The 16,640-nt window shown below is 62.6% G+C and carries 12 protein-coding genes and 1 pseudogene; 5 read left to right on the top strand and 8 right to left on the bottom strand.

Annotated elements, in window-relative coordinates:
• Nucleotides 1–146: 146 nt before the first annotated feature.
• On the bottom strand, nucleotides 147–701 hold the full coding sequence (locus P0Y58_14380) for an Rrf2 family transcriptional regulator (protein WEK28097.1): 555 nt from the start codon (nucleotides 699–701) through the stop codon (nucleotides 147–149).
• A 268-nt stretch (nucleotides 702–969) separates the two neighbouring features.
• Here P0Y58_14380 and P0Y58_14375 point away from each other — a divergent pair, with 268 nt between their 5' ends.
• Nucleotides 970–2,172, top strand: coding sequence for an NAD(P)/FAD-dependent oxidoreductase (locus P0Y58_14375; protein ID WEK28096.1), 1,203 nt, complete (start codon nucleotides 970–972; stop codon nucleotides 2,170–2,172).
• 232 nt (nucleotides 2,173–2,404) lie between these two features.
• Complete coding sequence (locus P0Y58_14370; protein ID WEK28095.1) at nucleotides 2,405–4,030, top strand: methyl-accepting chemotaxis protein; 1,626 nt, start codon at nucleotides 2,405–2,407, stop codon at nucleotides 4,028–4,030.
• A 120-nt stretch (nucleotides 4,031–4,150) separates the two neighbouring features.
• On the opposite strand, the gene P0Y58_14365 is transcribed toward P0Y58_14370, so the two are convergent.
• Entirely contained in the window at nucleotides 4,151–5,671 is a 1,521-nt protein-coding gene (locus tag P0Y58_14365; GenBank protein WEK28094.1) for an aldehyde dehydrogenase, read from the bottom strand.
• 133 nt (nucleotides 5,672–5,804) lie between these two features.
• A complete protein-coding gene (gene pedF / locus P0Y58_14360; GenBank protein ID WEK28093.1) occupies nucleotides 5,805–6,266 on the bottom strand; it encodes a cytochrome c-550 PedF in 462 nt (153 codons plus the stop codon).
• 254 nt (nucleotides 6,267–6,520) lie between these two features.
• Here pedF and exaA point away from each other — a divergent pair, with 254 nt between their 5' ends.
• Complete coding sequence (gene exaA / locus P0Y58_14355) at nucleotides 6,521–8,416, top strand: quinoprotein ethanol dehydrogenase (protein ID WEK28092.1); 1,896 nt, start codon at nucleotides 6,521–6,523, stop codon at nucleotides 8,414–8,416.
• Nucleotides 8,417–8,481: 65 nt separating this feature from the next.
• A complete protein-coding gene (locus P0Y58_14350) occupies nucleotides 8,482–9,141 on the top strand; it encodes a pentapeptide repeat-containing protein (GenBank protein ID WEK28091.1) in 660 nt (219 codons plus the stop codon).
• A 133-nt stretch (nucleotides 9,142–9,274) separates the two neighbouring features.
• On the opposite strand, the gene P0Y58_14345 is transcribed toward P0Y58_14350, so the two are convergent.
• Nucleotides 9,275–9,913 (bottom strand): response regulator transcription factor, encoded by a 639-nt coding sequence (locus tag P0Y58_14345; GenBank protein ID WEK28090.1) that lies wholly within the window; start codon nucleotides 9,911–9,913, stop codon nucleotides 9,275–9,277.
• Nucleotides 9,913–10,617 (bottom strand): annotated as a pseudogene (locus tag P0Y58_14340) (sensor histidine kinase). Before P0Y58_14340 ends, P0Y58_14345 begins: the two are co-directional and overlap by 1 nt.
• Nucleotides 10,618–11,042: 425 nt before the next feature.
• Here P0Y58_14340 and P0Y58_14335 point away from each other — a divergent pair.
• On the top strand, nucleotides 11,043–11,708 hold the full coding sequence (locus P0Y58_14335; GenBank protein ID WEK28089.1) for a response regulator transcription factor: 666 nt from the start codon (nucleotides 11,043–11,045) through the stop codon (nucleotides 11,706–11,708).
• A gap of 107 nt (nucleotides 11,709–11,815) precedes the next feature.
• Here P0Y58_14335 and P0Y58_14330 read toward each other — a convergent pair whose 3' ends face one another.
• From P0Y58_14330 to P0Y58_14320, 3 genes are all read right to left on the bottom strand, one after another.
• A complete protein-coding gene (locus P0Y58_14330) occupies nucleotides 11,816–13,714 on the bottom strand; it encodes a PAS domain-containing hybrid sensor histidine kinase/response regulator (protein WEK28088.1) in 1,899 nt (632 codons plus the stop codon).
• Nucleotides 13,683–14,846 carry an FIST signal transduction protein gene (locus tag P0Y58_14325; GenBank protein ID WEK28087.1) on the bottom strand — a complete coding sequence of 388 codons (1,164 nt, stop codon included), beginning with the start codon at nucleotides 14,844–14,846 and terminating at the stop codon, nucleotides 13,683–13,685. Before P0Y58_14325 ends, P0Y58_14330 begins: the two co-directional genes overlap by 32 nt.
• A gap of 255 nt (nucleotides 14,847–15,101) precedes the next feature.
• Nucleotides 15,102–16,289, bottom strand: coding sequence for a porin (locus P0Y58_14320; GenBank protein WEK28086.1), 1,188 nt, complete (start codon nucleotides 16,287–16,289; stop codon nucleotides 15,102–15,104).
• Between the last annotated feature and the right edge of the window lie 351 nt (nucleotides 16,290–16,640).

The raw sequence follows: 16,640 nt of genomic DNA, 5'->3' as shown, positions 1-16,640 counted from the left end.
GCCGCATCTAGCTATCCTTGAACCCCGCCTGACGATCTCAAAACGCCCGGTGCCCCACATCGGGCGTTTTGTCTTGAAGGGTGATACATCTCCAAGCGTATGCTTGGCTGGCCTGTTCCAGACGTCGTTTATGGCTTCAGCTGCCCCTAATCAACCTTGTCCTGCAATTGCTTGACCGGGATATCTCCCCCACCCTTGCCATCACGCCGCCCGCCCATCCAGGCATTGACCTTCTGCCCGAACTCCGCCGGGGCCTTGCGCCCGAAGCGCCGGGACAGATCGAGGATTGTCTGCTGTGCCAGCGCCTCTTCCATGCGCTTCTGCGCCCCCAGCATCACGGCATGGATCGCGCACGTGCCTTCAGTCGCCCAGCCGGGTGCAGAACCCTCGAACAGAGTGCAACGCTCGCGGATCTCGCGGCAATCGAAGATCTTTTTCGGCCCGTCAATGGCATTGACGATATCCAGCACGGTGATCTCATCCGACGGCCGCGCCAGGCGGAAGCCACCGCGCACGCCCTCAGTAGCAGCCACCAGTTTGGCCCGGGCGAGCTTGGTAAAGACCTTGGCCAGGTACTCCTGCGGCACGCCCTGCAACTCCGCCAGGTCACGCACGCTGGACTCACGGGTGTCGCCACGCTCGTCCACGAGATAGAGCAGGCAATGGATGCCGTATTCGACGCCAGCACTGTAAAGCGACATGTAAATCTCCGACCAACTTTGTCGCAAATAGTACGCCTCTCGATGAATGTGCGCAAAGCCGTCACGCGCCGCCCGTCGCCTTCGCTGATTTCGGCACCGGTCACGGGAGCCATTATCCACAGGGACTCTCGCCGGTTTTTCAGCGATCGGCGAAGGGCCCGAACGAAAAAAAAGCTTGCCGACATTAACTACGATCAATAGAGTCGTAGTTATTCGAGCAGCACAACCGATGCCCTCGAAGCCCTCTTCAACCTTGCGGAGCTCTTCCATGAAATCGAACATCCTGATCATCGGTGCCGGCTTTGCCGGTGTGTGGAGCGCCCTGAGCGCCGCCCGCCTGCTCGACCAGGCCCAGCGCGACGACCTGAGCATCAGCGTGCTCGCGCCGCAACCGGAACTGCGCATCCGCCCGCGCTTCTACGAAGCCGACGTGCACAGCCTGAAGGCACCGGTAGGTGAACTGTTTGACGCGGTTGGTGTGCACTTCATCACCGGCAATGCCGAGGCCATCGATGCCGAGGGCCGCAGCGTCAGCTACACCGATGTCGACGGCCAACGTCAGCAGATTGCCTACGACCGCCTGATCCTCGCCGCCGGCAGCCAGGTGGCACGCCCGGCGATTCCGGGCCTGGCCGAACATGCCTTCGATGTCGACCAGATGGAGTCGGCGGTGAAACTCGAACAGCACCTGGTCGGTCTGGCCGCCCTGCCCGCATCAGAGGCACGCAACACGGTGGTGGTCTGTGGCGGTGGCTTCACCGGCATCGAAACCGCCACAGAAATCCCCGTCCGCCTGCGCGCCATCCTCGGCAGCGATGCTGCGGTGCGGGTACTGGTGATCGACCGTGGCACCCACGTCGGTGCCGCACTCGGCGCCGGGATCACCCCATCGATCGTCGCCGCCAGTGAACAGGCGGGCGCCGAGTGGCTGACCGGCACCTCTGTGGTGGCGGTGGATGAAGGCGGCGTGACCCTGGGCAACGGTGAGTACATCGCCAGCAACACCGTGATCTGGACCGCCGGCGTCAAGGCCAGCCCGCTGACCGCCCAGGTTGCCGGCGAGCGCGACAACCTCGGCCGCCTCAAGGTCAACGACCACCTCAAGGTGATCGGCCAGGACCACATCTACGCCACCGGTGACACCGCCTGGGCCGCCGTCGACGAATTGGGCAACCACGCCCTGATGACCTGCCAGCACGCCATCCCCATGGGCCGCCACTCGGGCAACAACGCCATGGCCGACCTGCTCGGCGTGGCGCCGGTGATGTATCGCCAGCCCAAGTACGTCACCTGCCTGGACCTGGGCGAATGGGGCGCAGCGTACAGCGAAGGCTGGGAGCGCGAACTGAAGCTGCATGGCGAAGAAGGCAAGGCCCTCAAGCGCCAGATCAACTCGGTGTGGATCTACCCGCCAGCGGCTGACCGCGCCCTGGCCCTGGCTGCTGCCGACCCCCTTATCGCGATCGTCTGATCGCAAATACCTGACAAAACCGTCAACAATTGACGGTTTTGTCGTTTTCAGTCATTTCATTGAATGACTGTTCAACAATGATGGCCATATGGCATCATCGAAATCAAAAAAGTATTCAAGAGGGTGAGGCACACATTTAAATCCGCAGCGCTTCAAGGGCCTGGCACCATCCCGGTGACCCGGCTATCGGCCAAGCTCCTGACGCCTGCACGCCACCGTCAAGGAGCATTCCATGCAGTTACGGAATATGAAGATCGGCATTCGCGCTGCCAGCGTGTTCGCCCTGTTGGGCATCCTGGTCCTGTTCATGGGCCTTATCGCACTTTACGAAACCCGCCAGATGGACACGGCCACGGACGAGATCCGGATCACCTGGATGCCCGCTGTGGTAGCCCTGGGTGACATCAGCAGCAACCTCGGGCGCGCCCGCGCCGTCACCCTGCGCGCTGCACTGGACGACAACCCTGCCGAGCGCGCACGGAACATTCAGATGCTTGAGGGCATCAACACCGAACTCAAGGACGGCCTCAAGGACTACGCCGACACCATCATCGCGGCCGACGACCGCGCCTTGTTCAACACCTTCAATGATGCGCATCAGCAGTACCTCAACCTGCAGCTGCAAGTGTTGCAGGACATCGCCGCAGGCCGCATGGACGAAGCCAAGCAGCAAATCAGCGGCCCGCTCACCCAACGCGCCGACAGCATGATGAAGGCTATGACCGCGCTGATTGCCTACAACAGCAAAGGTGCCGAAGAGGCCTCGCAGCGCAGCAGCGATGTGGCCGACGAAGCGTTCACTGCCATCATCCTCTCGTTACTGGTGATCATGGTTGCCTTGGCGGCCATTGCCACCGTGCTTACCCGCAGCATCGTGGTGCCGCTGGCCGATGCCGTCGCTGTTGCCGAACGTGTAGCGACCGGCGACCTCACCCGGGAAATCCGCGTTACCGGCCGCGACGAGCCCGCCATGCTGTTGCGGGCCCTGGCCCGTATGCAGGAAAGCCTGCGAGACACCCTGCGCAAAATCGCCGCTTCGTCCGACCAACTGGCTTCGGCCTCGGAAGAGCTGCACACCGTCACCGAAGACACCAGCCGTGGCCTGCACCAGCAAAGCGCGGAGATCGACCAGGCAGCCACGGCCGTCAACCAGATGACCGCCGCCGTCGAGGAAGTGGCCAACAATGCGGTCAGCACCGCCGATGCCTCCAAGGGCGCCGACCAGACTACCCGCGATGGCCGCGACCGGGTCAACCAGGCATTGGCGTCCATCCAGCACCTGGTGGCCGATGTGACCGACACCTCGGCCGAGATCGAACAGCTGGCCAGCAATGCCAACGAGATCAGCCGCGTGCTGGATGTGATTGGCGCGATTGCCGGGCAGACCAACCTGCTGGCACTGAACGCTGCGATCGAAGCGGCCCGTGCGGGTGAAGCAGGCCGTGGTTTCGCCGTGGTGGCCGACGAAGTCCGCGCCCTCGCCCACCGTACCCAACAGTCGACAGCAGAGATCGAGCAGATGATCGCCGGCATCCAGAACGGTACCGAGCGTGCGGTGACGGCGATGCACAGCAGCCAGGGGCGCGCGACGGGTACGCTGGAGGTGGCTCAGGGTGCGGGGCAAGCGCTGGAGGTGATCGCCGAGGCAATTGCTTCGATCAACCAGCGCAACCTGGTGATTGCCAGTGCTTCGGAGCAGCAGGCGCAGGTGGCGCGCGAAGTAGACCGCAACCTGGTGAACATTCGTGACCTGGCGATGCAGACATCGGCGGGGGCTAACCAGACCAGCGCAGCGGCACAGGATCTGTCGCGGCTGGCGGTGGACCTGAATGGCATGGTGGCGCAGTTCAAGGTTTGATCTGCAATTGCAGAATCAGTGATCGGCCCGCCAGGGCTGATCACTGACTGAGATGTCCAGATACCCGGGAAATACCTCACAGCCCGGCATTTCCTGCCCGGTCATGCGGCGCGCAGGCGATCAGAAGAAGCCCAGCGGGTTGATGTCGTAGCTCACCAGTAGGTTCTTGGTCTGCTGGTAATGGTCGAGCATCATCTTGTGGGTCTCACGTCCCACGCCAGACTTCTTGTAGCCGCCAAACGCCGCATGGGCCGGGTAAAGGTGATAGCAGTTGGTCCATACGCGGCCGGCTTTGATTCCGCGCCCCATACGGTAGGCGCGGTTGATGTCGCGGGTCCACAGGCCTGCGCCCAGGCCGAACTCGGTGTCGTTGGCGATCGCCAGCGCTTCGGCTTCGTCTTTGAAGGTGGTCACACCTACCACCGGGCCGAAGATTTCTTCCTGGAACACACGCATTGTATTGTTGCCCTTGAGCAGGGTTGGCTGGATGTAATACCCGCTGGCCAGGTCGCCCTGCAGCCGCTCGGCGCCGCCACCGGTGAGCAACTGCGCACCCTCCTCCTGGGCAATCTGCAAATACGAAAGGATCTTGTCGTATTGCTGCTCCGAGGCCTGGGCACCCACCATGGTCTCGGTGTCCAGCGGGTTGCCCCGAGTGATCCTGGCGATCTTTTTCATCACCTCAGCCATGAATGGCGCGTAGATCGATTCCTGGATGAGTGCCCGCGACGGGCAGGTACACACCTCGCCCTGGTTGAAGAACGCCAGCACCAGGCCTTCGGCGGCCTTCTCGATGAACGCAGGCTCGGCCTGCATGATGTCTTCAAAAAAGATGTTCGGCGACTTGCCGCCCAGCTCGACAGTGGACGGAATGATGTTCTCGGCCGCGCATTTCATGATGTGCGAGCCCACCGGGGTGGAGCCGGTGAAGGCAATCTTGGCAATGCGCTTGCTGGTGGCCAGCGCCTCGCCAGCCTCACGGCCGAAGCCCTGGACGATGTTCAACACGCCTGCCGGCAGCAGGTCAGCGATCAGCTCGGCAAAAAGGGTGATCGACAAGGGTGTCTGCTCGGCCGGTTTGAGCACCACACAGTTGCCGGCGGCCAGTGCCGGGGCGAGCTTCCAGGCCGCCATCAGCAGCGGGAAGTTCCACGGGATGATTTGCCCGACCACGCCCAACGGTTCATGGATGTGATAGGCCACGGTGCCTTCGTTGATCTCGGCTGCGCCACCCTCCTGGGCGCGGATACAGCCCGCGAAGTAGCGGAAGTGGTCCGCTGCCAGCGGTACATCGGCATTCAAGGTTTCGCGTATGGCCTTGCCGTTGTCCCAGCTTTCGGTGACGGCCAGCACCTCCAGGTTCTGCTCGATGCGGTCGGCAATTTTCAGCAGCACCAGGGCGCGGTCCTGCACCGAGGTCTTGCCCCAGGCATCGGCGGCAGCGTGCGCGGCGTCCAGGGCATGGTCGACGTCCTGGGCAGTGGAGCGCGGGAATTCGGCAATCGGCTGGCCATTGACCGGCGAACTGTTGGTGAAGTACTGGCCAGCCACCGGCGGCACGAACGCGCCATTGATGAAGTTGCCGTAGCGAGGTTTGAAAGACACGACGGCGCCTGGGGTTCCGGGTTGTGCGTAGATCATGCTGAGCCTCTGCGGGTGATGCCTGTCCAGCGACAGGCTATGTAGCGATGGTAAAAAGCCCCGGGTGCCGGGCGAATGCCTCGTTGGCAGCGAAGCGCTTGTTCTTTGGTACCAGGGTTACCGCGCATGGCTGTCACTCCTCGACATGCACGCTGTCCAGGTAGGTACGCACCGCCCACAGGGCTTCCTGGCTGAGGTAGTCGGCCATCTTCGGCATGTACACACGGCCATCGCGGACCGCGCCGTGGCGTACCCGTTCGACAAACCATTCATCCCCGGCATCACCGACATCCAGCATGCGCAAGTCCGGTGCGATGCCACCGGACTTGGCCTCCAGGCCATGGCAGGCCGCGCAGTTCTGGTTGTAGGCCGAGGCGCCGATTTCTACCGCTTTGTCGTGTTCCGGCGAACTGCGGTAAGGGTTGACCGCCGCCCAGCCGTCGCCGTCCAGGCTCACACCTGCGTCCTTGATCGGGGTCAGGCCCTTGGTCTCCACCGCCTGCGGGACCACGTTGCCATGAGCCCAGGCGGTGCCGGTCAGCACTGCCCCGGCCAACAGGCCTGCAGCAAGCAACACATTGTGTTTTTTTGTCATTGTTATGCCCTCACCGTTGCACGCTAAGCCTCAACCACAGAGGCTGTTTCGCCATCTTAGAAATACCCCGCAGGCGGCCGAATGCTGCTTTGGTGGCCGGGCCCTGCTCCCTTGGTAGTAGGGCTTGTGGCGAAGGGCCAATTGAGGTGCCGTTCGGGAACTCTTCCCGGCAAGGGCGGGACTTTTTCCGTATCCCGCGGCGGCGCCGCCGCCCCACCCTGTGCAGGCCAAAACCTCCACTGGGAACTGCAACCATGACAATAAGATCGCTACCCGCCCTTTCCCCTCTGGCCCTGAGCGTGCGCGTGCTGCTGATGGCCGGTAGCCTGGCCCTGGGCACAGTGGCAACAGCGGCCACCCCACCTGCTGCACCTGCCGGCAAGAACGTCACCTGGGAAGACATCGCCAACGACCACCTGACCACCAAGGACGTGTTGCAGTACGGCATGGGCACCAACGCCCAACGCTGGAGCCCGCTGGCCCAGGTCAATGACCAGAACGTGTTCAAGCTGACCCCGGCATGGTCCTACTCCTTCGGCGACGAGAAGCAGCGCGGCCAGGAGTCGCAGGCCATCGTCAGCGACGGCGTGGTCTACGTCACCGGTTCCTACTCGCGGGTGTTCGCCCTGGATGCCAAGACCGGCAAACGCCTGTGGACCTACAACCACCGCCTGCCCGACAACATTCGCCCGTGCTGCGACGTGGTCAACCGCGGGGCGGCAATCTACGGCGACAAGATCTACTTCGGCACCCTGGACGCGCGGCTCATCGCCCTCGACAAGAACACCGGCAAAGTGGTCTGGAACAAGAAGTTCGGCGACCACAGCGCCGGCTACACCATGACCGGCGCTCCGGTGCTGATCAAAGACAAGACCAGCGGCAAGGTGCTGCTGATCCATGGCAGCTCCGGCGATGAATTCGGCGTGGTCGGCCAACTGTTCGCCCGCGACCCGGACACCGGCGAAGAAGTGTGGATGCGGCCCTTCGTCGAAGGCCACATGGGCCGCCTGAACGGCAAGGACAGCACCCCGACCGGCGACGTCAAGGCGCCATCCTGGCCAGACGACCCAACCACCGAAACCGGCAAGGTCGAGGCCTGGAGCCACGGCGGCGGCGCACCTTGGCAGAGCGCCAGCTTTGATGCCGAGACCAACACCATCATCGTTGGCGCGGGCAACCCCGGCCCTTGGAACACCTGGGCGCGCACCTCCAAAGACGGCAATCCCCACGACTACGACAGCCTGTACACCTCGGGCCAGGTCGGTGTCGACCCCAGCACCGGCGAGGTGAAGTGGTTCTACCAGCACACGCCAAACGATGCCTGGGACTTCTCCGGCAACAACGAACTGGTGCTGTTCGACTACAAGGACAAGGACGGCAAGGTGGTCAAGGCCACCGGGCACGCCGACCGCAACGGCTTCTTCTACGTGGTCGACCGCAACAACGGCAAGCTGCAGAACGCCTTCCCCTTCGTCGACAACATCACCTGGGCCAGCCATATCGACCTGAAGACCGGGCGCCCGGTGGAAAACCCCGGCCAACGCCCGGCCAAACCGCTGCCGGGTGAAACCAAGGGCAAACCAGTAGAAGTCTCGCCGCCGTTCCTCGGCGGCAAAAACTGGAACCCCATGGCCTACAGCCAGGACACCGGCCTGTTCTACATTCCCGGCAACCAGTGGAAAGAGGAGTACTGGACCGAGGAAGTGAACTACAAGAAGGGCTCGGCCTACCTGGGCATGGGCTTCCGTATCAAACGCATGTATGACGACCATGTCGGCACCTTGCGCGCCATGGACCCGACCACCGGCAAGCTGGTGTGGGAACACAAGGAGCACCTGCCGCTGTGGGCCGGTGTGCTGGCAACCAAGGGCAACCTGGTGTTCACCGGCACCGGCGACGGTTTCTTCAAGGCCTTCGACGCCAAGACGGGCAAGGAGCTGTGGAAGTTCCAGACCGGCAGCGGCATCGTCTCGCCGCCCATCACCTGGGAGCAGGACGGCGAGCAGTACATCGGCGTGACCGTGGGCTACGGCGGCGCCGTGCCGCTGTGGGGCGGCGACATGGCCGAGCTGACCAAGCCGGTGGCTCAGGGTGGCTCGTTCTGGGTGTTCAAGATCCCGAGTTGGGACAACAAGACTGCACAACGTTGACCGCCAGCGGGGAGCGAGCCTGCCTCCTCCCCGCTTCTGCTCACCTTCCGCGAGGAAACTTTGCCATGAACCACCTGCCATTTGCCTTGCTGCTGGTACTGTCCCCTGCCTTGGCCGGGAGTGCGGACGACGATGGCACCGATACCCCCTTGACCATCAACGGCTGCGTGATTGCCGAGGCCAGCCAGTGCCCGGGAGCCAACCTGCGCGGCGCCAACCTGGCCAATCAGGACCTGCGCAAGATGAACCTGGCCGGCGCCGACCTGCGCGATGCCGACCTGCGCCATGCCCAACTGGACCTGGCCAACCTGGAAAAGGCCCGCCTGCAAGGTGCCAACCTGACCCGTGCCAGTCTGCAACAAAGCAACTTGCGTCTGGCGGACCTGAGCAATAGCAAGCTGGTGGCCATTCAAGGTTGGGGGTTGTTCGCCCAGGGAGCACAGTTCGAGAGCGCCGACCTCAGCGCGGCCTACTTGCAGTTCGCCCGGTTGTCCGGGGCCAGGTTGCACAAAGCCAATTTGCAGGCGGCAGACCTGGAAATGGCCTGGCTAAGCAAGGCTGACTTGCAAGAGGCCAAGCTGGGCGATGCCAATCTGCAGGAGGCCAAGTTCGGCCAGAGCAACCTGGCGAACGCCGATTTGCGCGGGGCGCGGCAGCATTACGGGAATTTTCAGGAGGCCAACATGGAGGGGTGCACGGGATGCCCAGAGACCTGGGATAAATGATCTCAGCCACTTTTGCTTACCTGTGGGAGCGGGCGTGCCCGCGAAGCAGCCGACGCGGTGCCTGGCACCGGCTTCGCCGGTGTTCGCGGGCACGCCCGCTCCCACAGGGTCCGGTCGTACATCATCTAAATCCTCACCCCGCCACCCGAACCACCCCCAGATCAATCCCCAGGTGCACCAGCTCGGCATGCGAACTGACCTGCAACTTGCTCTTCAGCAAGGTCAAGTGGTTGGACACGGTCTTGCCACTGATACACAACTGCTCGGCAATCACGCGCATCGGGGTGCCCTTGGCCAGCATCGTGAAAATCTCCAGCTCACGCTGAGTCATGCGCTGCAGACGCGGGTCATTGGTGGGATGTTGCGAAGCGCACGCCAATTGGGTCGCCAAGGGTTGTTCGATGTAAGCGTGCCCGGCCATCATCCGCTGAACCGCCTCGATCAGCACATCGGGCGCCGCGCTTTTGGTCAGGTAGCCGGACGCCCCGGCGTCCAGCGCCTGGCGCACCAACGGCAGCTCGTCATGCATGCTGAAAAACAGCACCCGCAGCTGGGGCAGGCGCTGGCGCAGTCGGCGGGTGGTTTCCAGGCCACTGATGCCCGGCAGGCCGAAGTCCATGATCACCAGGTTCGGCACTTGCTCCTGAACCCGGGTCAGCGCCTCTTCACCACTGGCGGCTTCACGCACCTGCACCGTTGGCAACACTGCCCGCAGCAGACTGCCATAGCCTTGGCGGACAACAGCATGGTCATCGACCAACACGATATTCATTACACCTCCCCGGGAATGTTCAGGGCTAGCGCCCAGCCGCCACCCGGGCGGCTGAAAATGCGCAATTCGCCCCCCAGGCTACGGGCGCGCTCGGCCATCGAGTGCAAACCCACCCCAGGGCGCGGGGGCTGTTGCGCACCGCAGCCGTTGTCACGAATGAACAGGCGCAAGCCCTTCTTGGCACTGCGCTGCAGGCGCACCCGCACCTGGCTTGCGCCAGCATGCCGGGCGATGTTGGTCAGCGCCTCCTGCAGCAAACGGTACAAGTGCGTTCTGCTTGCCCTGGGCAGCTCCGGCAAGTGCTCGCCAACCCGCAGCCGGCATTCGATGCCCTGGCTGGCTTGCCACTGGCTCACCAACAGGCCGAATGCCTCGGCCAGCGGCATGCAGTGCAGGGCCACCGGATACAGGTCGTGCACCAGCGCGCGAAAGCCTTGCTGAAGTCGCTCGCAATTGAGGTCGAGGTCGTGCGCCGTCTGGGTCACCAACGCAGGCTGCTCGGCTACCCTGCGCAACAGGCAGAGCTGGGCACGAATACCTGCCAGGTATTGCCCCAGGTCATCGTGCAGGGCCTGCGCCAACCGGGTGCGCTCTTGCTCTTGCAGCGCCAGCAAGGCCTGCGTCAGTTGGCTATTGTCGGCCTGTGCCTGCTCCAGCGCCGCGGCCATGCGGTTGGAATGCTCCGCCAGGTGACGCGTTTGCGGCGGGGCAAAGCAGCCGGTGACCCAGAGGTTGATGCGACACAGGGCGGACAGATTGATGCGGCGCATGGGCGGTTCTCCTCTGGGGCGCTGGCACCATCGTAAATCCGAGGATCACAGGGTAAATTACTACCTTGGTACCGGCCAGGCGCTACTTTCTGCCCGCACTGGCGGGCACCTGGGCTCGACCGCGCCGTTCAGCCTTGAGGCAATGTTCGAATGCAATCCTAAGGCTGCGGCCATCTACTACTTTCGTACTGCTTTTACTGTCTATCGTCGCATTCACAATGCACCGCCACTGGCATGTAATGGGCTTATGTAAAAAGGACAATTTTCATGCCACGTGCGGCCTGGCTGGTCTTCGCCGCTGAGTCCTTTGCCTGCAAATGCGTGCCCGCTCCATCCAATAAAAACAAGGTGAAAAGGCCATGTACAAAATTCTGATTGCCGACGATCACCCCCTGTTTCGCGAAGCCATCCACAACGTCATCAGCGATGGCTTTCAAGGCAGCGAGGTCATGGAAACTGCCGACCTGGACAGCGCCCTGGCATTGACCCAGGCGCACGATGACCTCGACCTCATCCTGCTCGACCTGAACATGCCAGGCATGCACGGCCTCAATGGTTTGATCACGCTGCGCAACGAAGCCCCGACCACGCCGGTGGTCATCGTGTCGGCCGAGCAGGAAAAGCAAATCGTGCTGCAGGCCATCACCTACGGTGCCGTAGGCTTCATCACCAAGTCTTCGCCACGCGCCCAGATGATCGAAGCGATCGAGCAGATCCTCAATGGCAATGTCTACCTGCCCCCCGACATCATCCGTGCCCAGAAAAGCAGCACCAGCCGGCGCCACAACGACACCCCGAACTTCCCGCCGGAAATGCTCCAGGCTCTGACCCGCAAGCAACTGCTGGTGCTTGAGCGCATGACCAAGGGCGAATCGAACAAGCAGATCGCCTACACGCTGGAGATCGCCGAAACTACGGTCAAGGCCCACGTTTCGGCGATCTTGCGCAAACTCAATGTGCACAACCGGGTACAAGCGATCCTGAGTGCCGGCGATATCGATTTTGCTGATTACCTGCGGCGTTGACCTGTTCTGGCCTCTTCGCGGGTTCGCCCGCTCCCACAGGTATTGCGCAAGCCTTGGAACCTGTAAAAATCCTGTGGGAGCGGGCAAGCCCGCGAAGAGGCCGGCAGCTATCTCCCGCTGCTTGCCAGCAAGTGGCTCATCGCAGTCTTCAGCTTCATCGGCCGCACCGGTTTGTGCATCAGGGTGTGGCCCAGCTCGCGGATCTGCTGCTTGAGGTCGTTGCTGTAGTTGGCGGTGATCATCAGCGCCGGTAGCGGCTGAGCACGGCGGGCATTGATTCGCGCCACGGCGTCGACACCGTTGCAGTCGTTGTCCAGGTGGTAGTCGGCGATCAACAGGTCGGCCTCGGCGTGGTAATTGTCCACCTGTCGCGCCAGGTCTTCCTCGGATAGCGCAGTGACCACCTGGCAACCCCAGCCCTCCAGCAAAGTGCGCATGCCGGCGCAGATCGCCGCGTCGTTATCCAGCACCCACACCCGCGCACCACGCAGCCGTTCGAGCATCGGTTCGCAAATTACCTGGCTCGGCTGAGCCTTGGGCGCGGTAGCACTCAGCGGCACTTCGATGGCGAACACCGAGCCTTTGCCCAGCCATGAACGCACCCGGATCCGGTGACCGAGGATGCCGGCGATCTTTTCCACGATCGCCAGGCCCAGGCCCAACCCACGGTCCTGGTCCGGGCGCTGCACATCACCGCGCTTGAACTCTTGGAACATTTCTTCCAGGTGCTCTTCGGCAATGCCGATACCGCTGTCCCACACTTCGATCCGCAAACCGCCACGCTGGCGCCGACAGCCCAGCACCACGCGGCCGCTGCGGGTGTAGCGGATGGCATTGCTGAGCAGGTTGCGCAGGATTCGCGCCAACAACTGGATGTCACTGCGCACCACCGCAGAACAGCCCACAAAATGCAGCTCAAGCCCTTCGCAGCGCGCCACTTCGGCGTATTCAGCAGCAAGGTTGTCCATCAATTCGCCAAGGGCGAACGGCGCGACATCAGCCTTGATCACCCCGGCATCCAGCTTGGAAATATCCACCAGAGTGCCCAACAGGTTCTCTACATCCTCCAGCGAGTTGCTGACATTGCGAACCAGATGTGCACTGCCGTGCGGCTCGCGGCGCTCAAGCAGCGCACTGGTGAACAGCCGCGCCGCGTTCAGCGGCTGCAGCAGGTCGTGGCTGACCGCAGCAAGGAATTTGGTTTTCGACAGGTTGGCCTGTTCGGCCTCGCGCTTGGCCTCTCGCAGCCGTGACTCGGCCCGTCTACGCTCCTCGATCTCACGCAACAACTGGCCGTTGAGGCTGGTCAGCTCAGCGGTGCGTTCGCGCACCCGTTGCTCCAGGTGTTGATAGGCCTGGTGCAGCGCCTGAGCGGTGTTACGGCGCTCGGTAATGTCGCGGATAAGCACGAAGATGCCCACTACCTCGCCACTGGCCAGGCGGTTGGGCACGTAGGAGCGCAGCATGTAGCGCTCCTGGCCGCTGATGTTGGTCTCGGCAAACTCGAAGGTTACGCTCTCCCCCGCCAACGCCCGCTTCACGTAAGCTTCCAGGCGCTGGTAATGCTGCTCGCTGTGGGCCTCTCGCAGGCTCTGCCCGAGCATCACGCCGTGCGGCCAGCAGTACCACTCTTCATAAACCTTGTTGGTGAATTCGTAGACCAGATCGGCATTCAGGTAAGCGATCAGCGCCGGGACATTGTCGGTGATCAGGCGAATCTGGTGCTGGTGCGCCGTCTCGGCGCGCTGTCGGGCCTCGCTGAGCAGGCGGTTGACCGCCTTGAGCTCAGCCATGGCCTGGTTCAGGGCATCGGTGCGTTCACGTACCTGCTCGGCCAGCACTACCGAATGCTGGAACGCCGCATAGGGATCGTTGCCCCGCGTTACCCCTGACTCGATGCGCTCGATCAACGCGCCGTTGATCCGCTGCAGCTTGTGGTTTTCGTGCTGCAGCCGGCTGACCTCGGCCTGCAGTTCAGCGCCCGACAGGAGGCCGGTTGCGGGCAATGGCGACCCCGGTGAAGGTCTGGTTGATATGCATGCCATTGAACTGTTCTCCGTAGGTGTTGAAGCCGATCACCCGCTGCTGGCGCAAGAACGCACCGACGGGCTCCAGGCCGGCACGGTCCTCCAGCTCCAGGCGCCGCAAAAAACAATCGCAACCGACGGTCAGCAGCGGCGGGCCAAGGCGCTGGTGCAAACCGGCGAACAGTTGGTGCAGGTTAGGCAGCAGCGGACCCGGAGTCATGGCTGTGAGCACGATGCCGTTTTCCACCGCGCAGTAAAAACTCAGGCTCAGGTCCGGATGCACTTGCTGAATCGCCCGCACGTAATACTGATCATGAATGCGCACGGCCAACGGATGGGCGGCGAATACCCGGTAATCGAGCGCGGCCACCGGCACGCCGATGTGCCGTGCGTACTCTTCGGCAGCAGGCTCGGCATTCAGCTCAAAGACCCGACGCTGGGCGCTGTCGGCACCGGTTACCACCAGTTTCTCCTGCCGTGGCAGGATGTGGTGGGTGGTAAATACTTCGAAATCGAGCCAGGTGTTGACCAGCACCACCACTGCGGCACCGTTGTGAAACGCGCCACCGAAGTACACATGGGTACGGTTCAGGTAGTTGTCGTCGCCGGCCGAACCGCCAAAATGCGGGATGTCCCCCAGCGCCGCGCTGAGGGCGGCAAGTACCATTTCCTCACGGCTGGACAGGCCGTCGAGCAGGGTCAGGGCAAAGCTGTGGCCCTTGATGGGTGCCAGGGTGTTGCTGCGACAGGTGCCGACCAGGCGCTCGACCATCTGTTGCGCGTCGATCAGGCTGAAGCGCTCCATTTCATCGATGAGCTCGGTGGCGATGGAAAAGTGCCGGTGATCAAAGCCCACCGCCGTCACGCAATTGCGCCCGTAGCCCAGTGGGGTGATTTCACCGGCGCTGGTGCAGCCGACCAGGCGGATGCCGCCGAAATCCTGTTCCAACGCCTCGCCCAAGGCCTGCAAGTCGTATTCGGCGGAACAGAAAAACAGCACGAAACCCAGGTGCGGGTGCAGCAGCTGCCGCGCCAGATCCTGGGCGGCCAGGCGGGCGTCGGTGGATTGGGACATGGCGCTGACCACACCGTCGTTTTGAGCCTGCTGCATCGTGGTCTCCGGCGCGGGGTGGCTGAGGGACAAGTGTACGAAGGTGGGTACGAGGGACGAATGCTACTTGGGTAGCGGGTGGGCGGTTCCATGGGAGTAATGTTGTTGCCTGTAATTGCCGGGGCCGCTGCGCAGCCCTTTCGCGACACGAGGCCGCTCCCACAATGTCCACGTACACCGTATACATTGGGTTGAACGCGGTCCATGTGGGAGCGGCCTTGTGTCGCGAAAGGGCTGCGCAGCGGCCCCAGCAATTCACCAGGTCAACACCGCCCCCACCGCAAAGGTATCGGTGTCTTCGTTCTGCGCACTGGTGTCATGCCCGTCGATGGAAAACTGGTTGTACTCGGCCACCAGCTTGAGGTTGTCGTTGACGTCATGGAACAGCGCCACGCCGCGGGTCTCGTAATCCGCCCCGCTGCCCACCGCCCCATTGCCATCGTCCTTGGTCTTGCCATAAGACAGCGCCACACGGTTCTTGCCGAACTTGTACGAGCCCTGCAGCAGATAGCCGTCACTGTCGACATTGCGCAAAACCGGTTCGCCCGCGTTGTTGGTGAAGAACGGGTTGATGCCCTTGGCCTGGAACCCCGAGCCGGTCAGAGACCAGCCACCCATCTTGGCCTGCACACCATAGCCGACACCTTTGGAGGTAACCGACGCCACCGTCGGATCGGTATTGTCGGAGGTCTGGTAACTGCCGTTGACCCAGCTGTAGATCTGCGCCCCGCCGAGGTCGAACTGGTAGGTGATTTCACTCTCGGTGCGCGGGTTCTCCTGGTAGGCCTTGCCGGTCGGGCTGCTGTCGTTGGTGTCTACCGGGTCCATGATGCCCACCGCCACCCGCAGGCCTTCCATCACCGGCGTGCGGTAGGTGATCTGCGAGGTGGGGAACGGGTATGGGTAGCCACTGCCGATGTTGCCGAACGACACGCCACCTCCGTCCACCAGCCCCAGGGTGTCACTGACCTGGCCATAACCGGCCAGCAGCTCGTCAAGCAGGATGTTGGAGCGGGCGAACAGCCCGAAGTCCTTGCCGATCAGCACCTCACCCCACTCGGGGTTGGCCACGGTGCCGTAGAACTGGCGGACGTCGATGGCTGTGTCAGTGCCATTGGTTTCGCTGTCGTTGATCGTGACCCAGAACGAAGCACGCGCGCCGAGCTTCAGGTCATCCACCTGCTTGCCCATGTTGAAGCCCAGGTAGTTGGGCAAGAAGCCCATTTTCACCCGCGACTGGCGGCGGTCGAACTGCTCACCCTCACGGTCGACCTTGCTGTTGACGTAGAAGGCGTTGATGTAGCCGTCGGTGGAAAACGTTGTCTGGTCCTTGTCGTACAGCATGATCTCGGCTTCAGCGGCGCCGCTCAGGCCCAAGGCAGAAAAACTGGCGATGGCGGCTGCGAGAAAACGAGGCGGCAGGTGCTTATTGTTGTTGTGCATGGCGCGCTCCAAACGGGGACTGGATGTCGGAGGCGATTATCAGAAGTGGGCAGATAGCCAGATACGCTGCTTTGGCGTGGACTGGTGAATGCTTTGGGGCAGAGGGTGTGGCGCTGTAATTTGGTCCCGGTACCTGCTTGGGCCAAGGTTCAAGACTTAGGGTGTAGCCATGAGTAGCCGGCGCGTATCAATACCCTGAACAAATTGGGGCCGCCTTGCGGCCCTTCGCGGGCTCGCCCGCTCCCACAGGAATCGTGCATGTCTTGAAACTGGCGTCATACCTGTGGGAGCGGGCAAGCCCGCGAAGGGCTGCAAAGCAGCCCCAATTACGCTATCTGAGCAGGATCGCTT

The organism is Candidatus Pseudomonas phytovorans (genome assembly GCA_029202525.1).
Classification (GTDB): Bacteria; Pseudomonadota; Gammaproteobacteria; order Pseudomonadales; family Pseudomonadaceae; genus Aquipseudomonas; species Aquipseudomonas phytovorans.
Note: the sequence above shows the minus strand (reverse complement) of the source record. Positions and strands in the feature narration are given on the sequence as shown.